Source organism: Paenibacillus phocaeensis, assembly GCF_900021165.1.
Classification (GTDB): domain Bacteria; phylum Bacillota; class Bacilli; order Paenibacillales; family Paenibacillaceae; genus Fontibacillus; species Fontibacillus phocaensis.
Window position 1 is genome coordinate 63,436 of sequence record NZ_FCOQ01000005.1, and the last position, 12,951, is coordinate 76,386.

The following is a 12,951-nucleotide window of genomic DNA, read 5'->3' on the forward strand; positions in this document are numbered from 1 at the left end:
CTTAAGCCAGCAACAGCGAACCCAGCGAAATGACGAGCCAAGCTGCAATAATCCAGGTGGCCACCGTTTTGCGCGGCCGGTTCATGATCACCGAGGAGCCGATGATGTACAGAACGAGGCTCCAAATGGAGAAAGGATTGATCAGAGACAATAAGCGGTACATCTGGCTGGACTTATCGGCGACAAAAGCCCCCAAGCTAAGCGACACATCCGTCACCGACTGCACATCCATCGTCATGACCATGATCCCCGTAATCAAGCTGCCCACAAGGCCCGGCAGAGCGGCAAAAGCGGCGATGGATACAAACTGCATGTACTTGCCTTCCCCGCGCACCACCAGATTGAGCAGCATCAGCAGCAGGCCCGTAATAAACAACATGATGACCGGCAGAATCATCCCCATGACATAAGCGGAGGTCTTGGCTGCAGCCAAATACGTATCCCGCATTCCGGCATCCACCTGCTGGCTTTGGAACTGCCGTTGAAGTTCCTTCTCCATCGCCGGCATCTGCATGTAAATGACAACGGCGGATACTACCAGCAACACCGCAAGCACAATCAGCCAGGCGGTCTTGCTCTCCCGCACCCGCTTGAACGTCTCCTCCGGTGCGGTAAAAATCGTAAATACATTTTTCAAAGAAACCCCTCCTCAAATCTTCCAACCTAACTCCATCCTACCTCCCTGCTATATAAAAGCTATAACATGGATCATGTAATATATACGGACAAAGTTGCAAAGAGATTCAAGCACCGATCCGCCAACTACCCGCGAATGCGGTTTTCAGGGACTATCCTCGTCCGATTTGCTCTCCCTGCATTATATCTTTTTCTCCCGTTCCCGCCACTGGCCCCGGTCCAGGATGGCTCCTAGACTTAAGTCCAAGCCAAGCGGCATAAAAAAACGAGCTCCGGGCATTTCGCCCGGGCCCGTGTCAGGAACCCCCGATGCCGGCAGCCGGCCTGCTGCGGCCGGCGCCTGGCTAATCTTAAATACCCGGAATGGGGCTGCGCTTGTGCTCCGTCTTCCGGTAGAACGACTCCAGCCGCTCCTGGGCCGCCGGGTCGATGGACTTGCCTTCAAGATAATCGCTGTTAGCTTCGTAGCTGATCCCAAGCTCCTTCTCATCCGTCTGCCCTTCCCACAGGCCGGCGGTCGGCGCCTTGTCGATCACGCTTTGCGGCACGCCAAGGCGAGCGGCAAGCTGGCGAACCTGACGTTTGTTCAGCGAGCTGAGCGGGGTCACATCCACCGCTCCGTCCCCCCACTTCGTATAGAAGCCGGTAATCGCTTCGGACGCGTGATCGGTGCCGACGACGAGCAGTCCCAGCTCGAAAGCCAGCGCATACTGCATTACCATCCGTGTCCGCGCTTTGATGTTGCCCTTGCCTTGCGGACTTAGGTGACGGGGCTTTCCGATATTCTTCAAGCCGTGCTCAACTTCAAGGGCGATCTCATCCACGGCTTCTTCAATATTAGTCTCCGCCGTATGCTCAAGACCAAACGCTTTAGCCACCTCGTAGCTGTGATCGATGTCCTCCTGGCTCCCGTAAGGCTGGAACACGCCCAGCGTCATATACGGCTGCCCGGTTTCCTGCGTCAGCTCATCCGTTGCCCGCTTGCATAAACCGGTGGCTACGGCGCTGTCGATCCCGCCGCTGATGGCGATCAACAGGCCGGTTGTGTGCGAGGCTTTGACCTGCTCCTTCAAGAAGTCGACGCGACGGCGGATTTCCTCATCCACGTCGATAACCGGTTTAACGCCTAACCGTTTGATGATTTCCTCCTGCAAACTCATCTCGATCCCTCCACATCCAAAATATTACACCTTATGTAAGCAGTATGCCCTAAATCTAAAAACGCCCCGGCCATCCGGGCCAATCCGGATGGCGGGGCGAAGCGGCAGCCAGATCCGCCGCCGCTCTTGTCTTACCGGCAGAACCGGTCGAACGCCTGGGTCAGATCGGCGGCGATTTCCTCGGCCGAACGGTCTTCAATTTGGTGACGCTCGATGAAATGAACGAGCTCTCCGTCCTTCATCAAAGCGATCGAAGGCGAAGATGGCGGATACGGCGCGAAATATTCGCGGGCCTTCGCCGTCGCTTCCTTGTCTTGTCCGGCGAACACTGTGAACAAGTGGTCCGGCGTCAGGTCATGCTGCAGCGCCTTCGCTACGCCCGGACGGCATTGTCCTGCCGCGCAGCCGCAAACGGAGTTAACGACGACTAAGGCCGTCCCCTGTGCGCCTGGCAGCTTCTCTTCAACTTCCTCCGGCGAGCGCAGCTCTTGAATGCCCAGCACGGTCAATTCGTCTCTCATCGGTTGAACCATGTCTCTCATATATTGGTCAAATGACATCGACATTACCCATCACTCCTTATGCATAATAAAAATGGCCCCTATCGAGCACACGCACCCGCGCCGCTCTTTAGCCAGATTAATTTTATTATACATTCATAAGGAAGGAAAGCAACTGTCCCCGTCGTCGTTCCCCGGCTGGATGAGGCTCAGGGGAGCGGGAATATCACCGTAAACGTTGTGCCTTGACCCTCTTCCGAATCGACGCTGATTTTGCCGCCGTGGCGTTCAACAATGCTGAGGCATAAGGCCAACCCCAGCCCCGTCCCTTTCGCTTTCGTAGTGAAGAAGGGCTCGAACAGCTTCTCCCGCTGCCCGGGAGGAATTCCGGGTCCCGTATCACTAACCAGCAGCAATCCACCTTGATCGGCCACTCTCGTCTCCAGCGTAAGCTGTCCCTTCTCTTCCATCGCCTCCATTGCGTTGCGCGACAGATTCAAGATCAACTGCTTGATCTCCTTGGCGTTCAGCAGCAGCGGCGGCATGGAATCGTCCAGGATCACCTCGATCGTCTGGCCGCGCAGATTGGCGTCCGCCCAAAGCAGCGGCGTCAATTCCTTGATAATGTCGTGGAGATGGCATTGCTCGCTTTCGACCGGGCGATTCTGCGCCAGGGAGAGGAAATCGTTGATAATGCCGTTGGCCCGATCGAGTTCCTCCATGACAATCCGGTAGTAATGGTCAAGCGTCGGCGGGCTTTTCTCCCGCATCAGCTGCAGGAAGCCCCGAACCACCGCCATCGGATTGCGGATCTCATGCGTAATGCCGGCGGCCATCTGGCCGACCAGGCTGAGCCGCTCCACATGGTTCAGCTCCATGCGCAGCGTCTCCAGTTCGGTGATATCCTGGACGATGGCGACCGCGCCGATCACTTCCTTGGAATGACTTTTTTGAATCGGCGATGTACTGGTAAAATAAATATGATCATTCGCTTTGATCAGTTCGGTCATCTTCGCCTGTCCCTTGAGCGACTGCTCGACCTGAGCGGAGATCGACTCCATCGGCACGCCGCGAAGCACGTCGTCCAACCGGCGCAGCAGCAAGTCCTCGCGCCGCAAATCGGCCGGTTCCTCGCGGTACACCCGGTATAATTGGAGAAATGTATCGTTAACCGATATAATATAGCCTTGTTGATCCAACAAGATGATGCCCAGCGGAGCAGCGTCCATCATCTGCTGCAGCTTCTCCGCTTCGCGGAAATATTCGCGCGACAGCTGCAGCACTTGGCCGCGCAGCTTCTCCTTCTCCAGCGTGCTCTCGATCATGTAGACGAATAGGCTGCCGGCCAGCATCGTCACGAGCACGTTGATGAACCCGTTCGATAACGTGCTTAGGTCGGAATACAACGACATGTTGCCGGCCAAAAATGGAGACAAGCCGATCATCATCTCTCCCCCCATGAAGAAGAGGGAGAGAATGGCCACTTTACCTTGGCGGCCGGTTCTTTTGAAATAGCGGGAAGTGAGCAGAACAAAGGGGTACAGGAGAATTCCCGTTTCCATGACAAACCCCACAAGGGTGTAATTTACTGCAAACAGAGGATAGAGGATGATTTGCATCAGAGCCAGAGCGACCCCGTCCCGAATCCTGCCGTACAACATTAGGGCAAACAGGGGTAAAATCGCAAAATTCAAAGGGATAACGTCCCACAACCGCGAGGCAAAGATGTCGCAAAGCAGCGTGCTGGTAAAGCAGGTATACGCTAAGCCAATGGCGAAGGGACGCCCTTCGGCTTTACGTTTGCTGTGCTGCCAGTAGCGATTTCTTTTCTCATACGTCAACGGAAACAGAAACGCCGGCAAACTGGCGATCAACATTTGGAGCATGATCTCTTTAACAACATCCACGTTCTCCCTCCTCAGGCGGAAGAATACAAGAATACAACTCTAGTTTCGATTAAATCACAGCCGACAAAGTTTTACAATAATGCATAGTTTAGAAAATAGTAAGATAGTACAAATAGAGGAGATATGGACATGAAAAAAGTCGACGTCATCGTGATTGGGGGCGGCCCCTCCGGGCTGATGGCATGCATCTCGGCCAGCGGGCAGGGGGCGAAGGTTCTCCTACTCGACAAAGGAGACAAGCTGGGGCGTAAACTGGGCATCTCCGGCGGCGGAAGATGTAATGTGACCAATGCCAAGGAGCTCGATGAGCTGATTGCGTTTATTCCGGGGAATGGGCGTTTCCTTTACAGCGCTTTAGCGAATTTCAGCAATAAGGATATTATCGCGTTCTTTGAGGGGCTTGGCATCAAGCTCAAAGAAGAGGATAACGGGCGGATGTTCCCCGTGTCCGATAAAGCCAAGACGGTGGTGGATGCGCTGATCAACCAAGTGCGCTCCCAAGGCGTCCAAATCAGAGTAAACAGCCCCGTTGAAGAGGTGCTCTACGACAAGGGGCGAACCATCGGGGTTCGACTGAAGTCAGGAGAAGTGATCGAGAGCCGTACGGTAATCGTCGCAGTTGGGGGCAAATCCGTACCTCATACCGGTTCAACGGGGGACGGGTACGCTTGGGCAGAACGCGCCGGACATACGATCACGGAACTCTTCCCGACGGAGGTTCCTTTGACGTCGAATGAGCCCTTCATTCAAAGCAAGGAACTGCAAGGACTCTCCTTGAGAAATGTCTCTCTCTCCGTATGGAGTCCCAAGGGGAAAAAGTTAGTTGAGCATCAAGGCGACATGTTGTTCACGCATTTCGGGATTTCGGGTCCGATTGCTTTAAGGTGCAGCCAGTTCGTCGTAAAGGCTTTGAAACAGTTCGGTACGGGCAATATAGAGGTTTCCATCGATTTTGCCCCCGATAAAAGCAAAGACGAGGTTTATCATGAGACCTTGAAGCTGGTTGAGCAAGAAGCCAAGAAGTCGATTAAGAATGGATTAAAAGCCGGTTTGCCGGAGAAAATCATTCCGCTGCTTCTTCAGAAAGCAGAATTGGATCCTCAGTTGACGTACGATCACATTCCAAAGCAACGGTGGATGCAACTCGCCGAGCTCCTTAAACGCTTCCCGATTCGGGTCTACGGCACGCTGTCCCTTGAGGAGGCTTTCGTGACGGGCGGCGGCGTGAATCTCAAGGAAATCGACCCCAGAACGATGCAATCGAAGCTGATGCCGGGACTTTATTTCTGCGGCGAAATCCTGGATGTCCACGGCTATACAGGCGGATATAACATCACCGCCGCCTTCACGACGGGTTATACCGCAGGCAGTAGCGCAGCGCAAACCTCCAGATCATAAACGGCGCCGTCCCATCGCCCCCCCGAGCCCGCGGGATAAGCCGCCCAGCCACCAGGCGATTACCGCGCCGCCAACCGCGCCAGCCGGCAAGCCCCACAGCGGCGGAAACAGCTTGGCGCCAAGCGCCCCCGTCAAAATGACGAGCGCAGGCAGCAAGAGCAGGGTCATTGCCGGAGCCGTGCTGCGGTATTCCATCGACGCCTCCAGCGGAAGGATCGACATCAGCTCGCGCTCGAAGAAGGCTCTTCGGTGGCCGCCCAGCCAATAGAGCAGCAGCAGAAGCAGCGCGGCATAAACGATCAGATTGACAGCGGGGTACGGCGGCAGCACGATAGCGGCCAGCCCGGACAGCGTCATCTGGGTGTACAGCTTCCACTCGCTCCCGCGGAAGAAAGCCTTGACCAGCGCCTCGGCAACGCGGGCTTCCGGCTGCCGCGAGCGCGTCAGACGGCGCAGGCGGCGGAACAGCCAAGGCCTGGAGCCGCCGGGGCGGGGCACCTTGGGCCGCTCGATGGCCGAAGCGAGCAGCAATGCGGTCAGCCTCGTGCGCTGCCGCTCCTCCTCGCGCACTTCGGCGTCAAAGCGGCCCCGCAGGCGGAAGCGGAGCCATCCGAGCGCACCGGCCAGCAGCGCCAGGACGGACAAGGCAACCGCAGTGGACGGGCCGGACGCGAGCTGCCCGGCATCCGCCGCAGCAGCCCCGGCCGCCCACGCCCCGAACCCCGCCGCCAGCGCCGAATAAGCCAGCGAACGCAGCAAGAGATGGCGCCAACCGGTGGTTAGGACGCCAAGCAACTGCTGGATGAGCATCTGAACGATTTTGGCGGCATACGTTACCGCATAGAAGTCGGCAATCGCCGTCCAGTCCATCCCGTAGACGCGCACCAGCAGCGGACTTAACACCGCGATCGCGGCGGCCAGCACCGCAGCTTGAACGGCGGCGGACGCGGCCAGCCCGCGCAGCATCAATCCCGTGATCCACCGCGGGCGCTGTCGCAGGAACAATACATCTGCGGCTTCGATATAGAAGGAAATCCCGCCGCTGCTATACAGGAGCAGCAAGAGCAGGATCGGGACGACCGGATAGGGCAGCCCAACCAGCAAGGCAGGCAGCTCCTCCCGCCACAGTCCATAATAAGCTCGACCGCCTAACAACAAGCCGGGAATGCCAAGATACAGGACAATCGTCCAATCAAACGTAAACTTCAAGATCCCCAGCTTCTCCCGGAACCGGTCCCGCCAGCGCCGAACGAACAGACGCCGAGCCGTCATCGAGGTCATCGATGCCTTGCGCTTCATCGCTCCACTCCCTCTCTCTATGCTCTACGTTGTGGATCGACATCCGCCCTCATGTTAATGCGTCGAAGCAATCGAACAAAGACGCTCCCGGCAAGGCCGCAGCCGCACGAATATCGTCCAGCGCCCCCCTCGCCTTCACCCGGCCATCCGAGATGAGGACGAAGTCGTCGCAGATCCGCTCCGCCGTATCCAGCACATGCGTGGACATCAGCACGCCGGCGCCGCGACGGCACTCCTCTTCCAGCAAGCCGAGGAAATCCTTGGTCGCCCGCGGATCCAGACCGATAAACGGCTCATCGACGATATACACATCCGGCCGGCCAAGGAACCCGATCATCAGCATCATTTTCTGCCGCATCCCCTTCGAGAAGCCGCCCGGCAGCAGGTCCCGGGATTCGGTCATGCGGAATTTCTCGAGCAGCGCCCGGGCCTCCCGCTCGAATTCGGGCTCGTCCATCCCGTAGACGGCAGCGGCTAATCCCAAGTGCTCCCATAACGTCAACGTGTCATAGAACACCGGTTGCTCCGGGATATAAGCATAGTGGTGGGCCTGACCGCGAAATTCCACTTCCGCTTCCGTATAGGGAAGCAGGCCAAGGATCGCCTTCAGCGTCGTGCTCTTCCCCGCTCCGTTCGGCCCGATCAGCCCGGTAAGCACACCGGGCTTGACGGCAAGCGAGATCTGTTCGACCGCGGCCTTCCCCGTCTCGTATCCCGCCTGATGAATATTCACTTCCAGCCATGCTTGCTCTTGTTCCACCACAAATCCCCTCAACTCCGTCTATCATTTCTTCCATTATAAATCATGCAACGCCGTTGTGCAGGTTATGCGTCCCTCACTGCAGGTCAGGCTCCCAGAGCCGGCTCAACTGCTCCGCGGTCCCGCTTCATGATCGCCGGGGCAAACAGCAGCAGCAGGCAACCGATGGCAGCCATCAGACAACCCGACAAAATAAAGGCGGGTTCCGGCCCGAAAGCGGTGACCAACGAACCGCCAAACAACGGCCCGATCAAGGTTGCCGTCGAGGTCAAACTGGATACCGTTCCGAATACACGTCCGGTCACAGCTTCGGGAGTTCTCTGCTGCAGCATAACCTGGAACGGAATAAACGTCATGCCGGCCCCCATCCCGGCAAGTGCAAACAACGTCAACAGCAACGCTGTCACTCCATCGGTCCAAGACAGCTGGCTGACGATAAAACCGGCTGCCGCAAACACGAACCCCAGCATGGCCCCGCCGATGCCCATTTTGAACAGCGGAGTGATGCGCAGCCGCCGCGTGAACCAGGCTGCCGTCAGCGTGCCGATTCCGCTGCATGTAATGCACCAACCCAGCAGATCGTCAGACACGCCAGGGATCTCCCGAAATAGAACGACCGCCTGCGAGTCGGCGATTTGCAGCACCAACAATGTGGCGCACAGGATCAAGGTGCCGAAGGCGAGCAGCGGGATTCCCCCGATGATTTTGGCACCGGCTGCCATCTCCGCCCAGAAGCTCTGTTTGGTCGCGGCAGTAGCCGGATCCCCCGCTTCTCCCTCGGCTGTCATCAACTGCTCGGCGTCGCTCCGCATTCTGCCCGGAACCTTGGTTAACAAGAGCGCCGATACGAGGAAGGTTCCCGCGTCAACAACAAAGCACACCGTGACGCTAAAGGCGGCAGTCAGCATCCCGCCCAGGGCGGGCCCGATAATTTTGGTGCCCTGCTCGATGATCGCGCTGTAGGAAACGGCCTGATCGAGCTGTTCATGCGGCACGATCTCCTTGATTTTACCGTTCTTCGCCGGCGAGAATACGACGTCCAAAATCCCCTTGGCGATCAACAAGAGGTAGACCTGCCAGATCGCCGTTACGAATACGAAGCCCAGCAGCACCACAAACCGCATAAGATCGGAATACACCATCAGCTTCTTGCGCTCGACCCGGTCCGCCAGCATCCCGGCCAACGGTCCGCCCAAAAGGACCGGCAGCACCATAAACAACGAGACCATCGTAATTTCCCAAGGCGTAGCCTGCCACTTCAGGCCAACCATGGTCAGCAAGGCAAGCAGATACAGCCAGTCGCCGATATTGGACACGAGCTGTGCCGAGAGCAGCGCCATATAAGCGCGATTTTGCAGCAAACCGGACTTCTCCCGGCGTGATTTGTTCCCCATTCCCAACATCCTGTCTTCATCCCCTACTCCACAGCAATTTATGAAGTAATCTTAATGAATTGGGAAGCGGAATCCATCCGTCCGGAGGCGGATTCCCCTCCTGTGCCTCAGGATGAAATTGTTCTCGGACCGGAAGTTGAAGTAAACAATTATTTCCATTAAAAAAAGCGAAAATTGTGATAAATTATATTTTTTTTAATTACACCGTGTTTTAAGATAACAATAATTCAGTCATGTTCAAAGATTCACAAATATACAATAAGGGCGGGATGCACATGATGACAACCGAAGAACGCGGAACGGATTTGTCGCTGCATTTGTACCGTGTTTTTGCCAAATCCTTCAAGAGCGTCAACGAGCATGCGGTGATGGGAAGTAAAATCCAGGGATTTAACCCGACGGCTTTTGCCGTTCTGGAGGTCCTTTATTACAAAGGTTCGCAGCCGATTCAGCAAATCGGCGCCAAGCTGCTGCTCCAAAGCGGCAACGTCACTTACGTGATCGATAAGCTTGAGGCGGCAGGCTTGCTGCATCGGACGCCTTGTCCGCGCGACCGGCGCGTTATTTATGCCGAGCTGACGCCAAAGGGCAAAGAGCTGATGGATCAGCTGTATCCGGAATTTGCCGACCGCATTGACCACGCGTTAAGCGGGCTGAACGACCAAGAGAAACAGATCATGATCGAATTGTTGAAGAAAATGGGCCGCGAAGCTGAGAAGCTTGCCCCGTTGCTGCGGAAATAAGACATCAAGAAGGCTGCACCCGAACTCATCGTTACGAGGGTCCGGGTGCAGCCTTTTTTAGGGCCAATCATGGAACTCTCCCTAATGGGACGGATCCATATCCTTGTTGTTGTCGCGGTTGTTGATATCCCGATGACGGCGGTCGTTCACCTGCTGCTGCATTTGCTGGGCCTGGTGAGCGTTCACCGGTGTCCGGTCCAAATCCTCCACCACGTTCGTCAAGTTCTTATCGATTCCCGATTTACTTCGTGACATCGCATTTGTCCTCGCTTTCTCGATTAAGGGTTCGTCAGCGGCGACAGCGCTTGAGCACATTCATGGATGTGACGGACGTAATCCCCGGTCAATTCCTGAATCTGCTCGCTGTTCTCCGCGATCGTCTGCCCGTCCTGCTCCACATCCACCAGCTCGACGCGAACCTCGCGCGGGTCCATATAAGCGCATTGAAAATCAAAGGAATAAAACTGATGCCCCGCCGCATTGATATGAATCCGCAGCGCTTGGGGATCTGCCGCATCGGCTTGCACCTGCGCGGAATCTCCCGGATTCAGGTATTCCGGCAGTTGCTTCTGCCAGGCGTTCACCAGCGCATGTTGATCAATCTTCATTTCCTTGTTCATTGGCTACACCTCCCCTTTCCCGTTAAGGTGCGGAGAGATGGGCGTTTTTATACCGGTCAAAGAAAAACAGGCCGCCGTCCCGGTTCAACAGGAGTCGGCAGCCCGATGCGGTTAAAGAAAAAACTCACAACTCTCTAGACTTTGCCTGCGGCAGGTTCTCCAGCCTCGCCTTCGCCGCCTTGGCCTTCCTCCTCCAGCCCCGGCGTCCGATTGCGCAGCCCGATCGCGCAGAGGATACCGGCGACCGCAATCACCGCCATGACAATAAACAGCGTATGCAAGCTTTGCGCCAATACCTGCTTCAGTTCTCCCCAAAGTTCAGGCGCCAGCAGATGGACCTTCTCGGGGGACAACAGCTGGTCGATATCATCTTGCGAAATCGGGACCCCTGCTGCGGTACCATTTTTCGTCTGGGCTGCAATGTGCAGGTTGATCAAGGTTCCGAAAGCGGCAACGCCGATGGTCTGTCCGATGGACTTGACGAAGGAATTCAGCGCCGTGGATGCCCCGCGCAAGCTGTAACCGACGGAAGATTGCGCAATAATCGTAAATACGGTAAACGAGAAGCCGAACCCAATCCCGTATAGCGCATTATAAATCAGCATCGGCCAGATCGGCGTTCCCTCGTGGATTGTGGCCAGCCCGGCCGCCCCCAAGGCGATAATCACCATACCGATCAACGAGGTGTAGCGGGAGCCTCGGGAAATGAGCCAACGGCCGCCGAGCACCGAACCCAGCATCCAGCCGATGGACATCGGGGCCAGCGCTAACCCGGAAATCGTGGCATTTTGCCCAAGCACCCCTTGAATCCACAGCGGCAGGTATGAGGTTAAGCCGATCAGCAAGGCGCTTGCCAGGAGGCTGGTGATATTGGAGAATGCAATATCGCGGATTCGGAACAGCTTCAGCGGCACCAATGGCTCCTCCGCCCGCTGTTCGGCAATGAAAAACAACACCAGGAAGCAGGCCGCTACGGCAAAGATCCCCATTAACCACGGCGAGTTCCAGCCCAACTGCTGCCCGCCCGTCGCCAGCCCGATCAGCAAAGCGGATACGCCGATCGTAAAGGTGACTGCCCCCAGCACATCCACCTTCACTTTCCGTTTCTCGATCCGTTCCTGCAGATAAACGATGATGAATACCAGTGACAGCAGACCAAACGGGACGTTAAAGTAGAAGGCCCAGCGCCAATTCAGCGAATCTACGACATAACCGCCGAGCAGCGGCCCGATCAAGGAAGAGATGCCCCAAACGGAGCTGATCCAGCCCTGGATCCTGGAACGTTCCTCGATGGAATAAATGTCGCCGATGATCGTAAAGGTGACCGGCAGCAAGCCGCCGGCCCCGATTCCCTGCAGGGCACGGAATCCGATCAACTGCCCCATGCTGTGGGCCGTTCCGGACAGAATCGAGCCGGCGAGGAACAGCAGGGAGCTGATCACAAACACCGGCTTACGGCCGTACAGGTCGCTGATTTTGCCGAAAATCGGCGTGGTGACGGACATGGTCAACAGATAGGCGGTAAACACCCAACTGAGCAGCCGGGCTCCCCCCAGATCGCCAACGATTCGCGGGCCCGCCGGACCGATGACGGTCCCTTCGATCGCGGCCAAAAACGTGGACAACATCAATCCGGTCAAGATATAGCTGCGTTTCAGTTTACTTGGATTCATGATTAACGATACTTCCTTTCTCTACCCTCCGGTCAACGATTCCATAAGCTTTCATTATAGTAGAATCCCCCGAAAAAAGAAAGACGGACGGCAAGCACGGGTGCGTCACCCGGCCTGCCGTCCGTTAGCTTGATCGTATCGGCGCATCGGCTCCGTTTATTCCGAATCCTCGAGAACCAGCTGACCTTCCGCCATGCGCCAGCGCTTGACCGGCTCGCCTTCAAACAGCTCCGGCTCATGGGTAATCATGATCAGCGCCGCCCCCTGTTGCACCGCCTCACGGCACAAAGCCGTCAGCAAGCGAACCCCGCCATAATCGATGCCCGCCGTTGGCTCATCCAGGATGTACAGCGACTTCCGGCAGATCATCACGGAAGCCGCACTCAGCAGCCGCTTCTCCCCCCCGCTTAATCCATAGGGGGATTCGCCAGTTTTGCCGCTTAAGCCGATCGCCTCCAGCATGCGTTCCGCGCGCTGCCGCAATTCCTCCGGCACCGGGTCCTGCGGTCGCAGCCCCAGCTCGGCGCGCGGGCTGTACAACAGCTCGTCCCACACGGTCGAGGCCACGAACTGATGCTCCGGCTGCTGGAATACGTAACCGATCTCGGACGCCAGATCATACAGCGTCCGGCGGGCGGTATCCCGGCCCTGCCAGAATACCGTCCCCTTGGGCGGGGGCAGGAGGCCGATGAGCAGGCGGGACAACGTTGTTTTGCCGGAGCCGTTGTCCCCGCAGAGCAGCCGCCATTCGCCGGGGTACAGCGTCAGGCGGACATCCCGCAGCACCGGCTCGGTTCTGCGGGCGAAGGCGTAGCTGAGCCCGCGCACCTCGAGCAGGGGCGCGGGGGACGCCGCCGGGGC

Annotated in this window: 13 protein-coding genes; 2 read left to right on the plus strand and 11 right to left on the minus strand. The window is 57.0% G+C overall.

Going from position 1 to position 12,951, the window contains the following annotated elements:
• Position 1: 1 nt before the first annotated feature.
• From BN3795_RS00445 to BN3795_RS00460, 4 genes are all read right to left on the minus strand, one after another.
• Positions 2-637, minus strand: a complete 636-nt coding sequence (locus BN3795_RS00445; RefSeq protein ID WP_068782784.1) for a Yip1 family protein — start codon at positions 635-637, stop codon at positions 2-4.
• A 349-nt stretch (positions 638-986) separates the two neighbouring features.
• Entirely contained in the window at positions 987-1,796 is an 810-nt protein-coding gene (gene nadE, locus BN3795_RS00450; RefSeq protein WP_068782785.1) for an ammonia-dependent NAD(+) synthetase, read from the minus strand.
• Positions 1,797-1,927: 131 nt separating this feature from the next.
• Positions 1,928-2,362, minus strand: coding sequence for a BrxA/BrxB family bacilliredoxin (locus BN3795_RS00455; RefSeq protein WP_068782786.1), 435 nt, complete (start codon positions 2,360-2,362; stop codon positions 1,928-1,930).
• Between the two features lie 143 nt (positions 2,363-2,505).
• Positions 2,506-4,203 carry a two-component system sensor histidine kinase NtrB gene (locus BN3795_RS00460; RefSeq protein ID WP_068782787.1) on the minus strand — a complete coding sequence of 566 codons (1,698 nt, stop codon included), beginning with the start codon at positions 4,201-4,203 and terminating at the stop codon, positions 2,506-2,508.
• A gap of 129 nt (positions 4,204-4,332) precedes the next feature.
• Here BN3795_RS00460 and BN3795_RS00465 point away from each other — a divergent pair, with 129 nt between their 5' ends.
• Positions 4,333-5,601 carry a BaiN/RdsA family NAD(P)/FAD-dependent oxidoreductase gene (locus BN3795_RS00465; protein WP_110944914.1) on the plus strand — a complete coding sequence of 423 codons (1,269 nt, stop codon included), beginning with the start codon at positions 4,333-4,335 and terminating at the stop codon, positions 5,599-5,601.
• On the opposite strand, the gene BN3795_RS00470 is transcribed toward BN3795_RS00465, so the two are convergent.
• The 3 genes from BN3795_RS00470 to BN3795_RS00480 form a co-directional block, all read right to left on the minus strand.
• The gene (locus BN3795_RS00470) at positions 5,596-6,900 is read right to left on the minus strand and encodes an ABC transporter permease (protein ID WP_068782789.1); all 1,305 of its coding nucleotides are present in this window, start codon (positions 6,898-6,900) and stop codon (positions 5,596-5,598) included. The two genes, BN3795_RS00465 and BN3795_RS00470, sit on opposite strands and share 6 nt — an antisense overlap.
• A 49-nt stretch (positions 6,901-6,949) precedes the next feature.
• Positions 6,950-7,660, minus strand: coding sequence for an ABC transporter ATP-binding protein (locus BN3795_RS00475; RefSeq protein ID WP_068782790.1), 711 nt, complete (start codon positions 7,658-7,660; stop codon positions 6,950-6,952).
• 86 nt (positions 7,661-7,746) lie between these two features.
• Positions 7,747-9,054: an MFS transporter gene (locus BN3795_RS00480; RefSeq protein ID WP_232729809.1), complete on the minus strand. Its 1,308-nt coding sequence runs from the start codon at positions 9,052-9,054 to the stop codon at positions 7,747-7,749.
• A gap of 275 nt (positions 9,055-9,329) precedes the next feature.
• On the opposite strand from BN3795_RS00480, the gene BN3795_RS00485 reads away from it, so the two are divergent.
• The gene (locus BN3795_RS00485; protein ID WP_068782792.1) at positions 9,330-9,797 is read left to right on the plus strand and encodes a MarR family winged helix-turn-helix transcriptional regulator; all 468 of its coding nucleotides are present in this window, start codon (positions 9,330-9,332) and stop codon (positions 9,795-9,797) included.
• An 81-nt stretch (positions 9,798-9,878) separates the two neighbouring features.
• On the opposite strand, the gene BN3795_RS25395 is transcribed toward BN3795_RS00485, so the two are convergent.
• The 4 genes from BN3795_RS25395 to BN3795_RS00500 form a co-directional block, all read right to left on the minus strand.
• The gene (locus BN3795_RS25395) at positions 9,879-10,052 is read right to left on the minus strand and encodes a hypothetical protein (RefSeq protein ID WP_198524602.1); all 174 of its coding nucleotides are present in this window, start codon (positions 10,050-10,052) and stop codon (positions 9,879-9,881) included.
• Between the two features lie 23 nt (positions 10,053-10,075).
• A complete protein-coding gene (locus BN3795_RS00490; RefSeq protein WP_068782793.1) occupies positions 10,076-10,417 on the minus strand; it encodes a hypothetical protein in 342 nt (113 codons plus the stop codon).
• Positions 10,418-10,551: 134 nt separating this feature from the next.
• Positions 10,552-12,090 carry an MDR family MFS transporter gene (locus tag BN3795_RS00495; protein ID WP_198524603.1) on the minus strand — a complete coding sequence of 513 codons (1,539 nt, stop codon included), beginning with the start codon at positions 12,088-12,090 and terminating at the stop codon, positions 10,552-10,554.
• A 156-nt stretch (positions 12,091-12,246) separates the two neighbouring features.
• Positions 12,247-12,951, minus strand: a 705-nt coding sequence (locus tag BN3795_RS00500; protein ID WP_198524604.1) for an ABC transporter ATP-binding protein, incomplete at its 5' end; no start/stop codon positions are given.

Coding starts and splice junctions, on each gene's coding strand:
- nadE (WP_068782785.1), bottom strand. CDS start 1,796: ATGAGTTTGCAGGAGGAAATCATCAAACGGTTAGGCGTTAAACCGGTT.
- BN3795_RS00455 (WP_068782786.1), bottom strand. CDS start 2,362: ATGTCGATGTCATTTGACCAATATATGAGAGACATGGTTCAACCGATG.
- BN3795_RS00465 (WP_110944914.1), top strand. CDS start 4,333: ATGAAAAAAGTCGACGTCATCGTGATTGGGGGCGGCCCCTCCGGGCTG.
- BN3795_RS00470 (WP_068782789.1), bottom strand. CDS start 6,900: ATGAAGCGCAAGGCATCGATGACCTCGATGACGGCTCGGCGTCTGTTC.
- BN3795_RS00480 (WP_232729809.1), bottom strand. CDS start 9,054: ATGGGGAACAAATCACGCCGGGAGAAGTCCGGTTTGCTGCAAAATCGC.
- BN3795_RS00485 (WP_068782792.1), top strand. CDS start 9,330: ATGATGACAACCGAAGAACGCGGAACGGATTTGTCGCTGCATTTGTAC.
- BN3795_RS25395 (WP_198524602.1), bottom strand. CDS start 10,052: ATGTCACGAAGTAAATCGGGAATCGATAAGAACTTGACGAACGTGGTG.
- BN3795_RS00490 (WP_068782793.1), bottom strand. CDS start 10,417: ATGAACAAGGAAATGAAGATTGATCAACATGCGCTGGTGAACGCCTGG.
- BN3795_RS00495 (WP_198524603.1), bottom strand. CDS start 12,090: ATGAATCCAAGTAAACTGAAACGCAGCTATATCTTGACCGGATTGATG.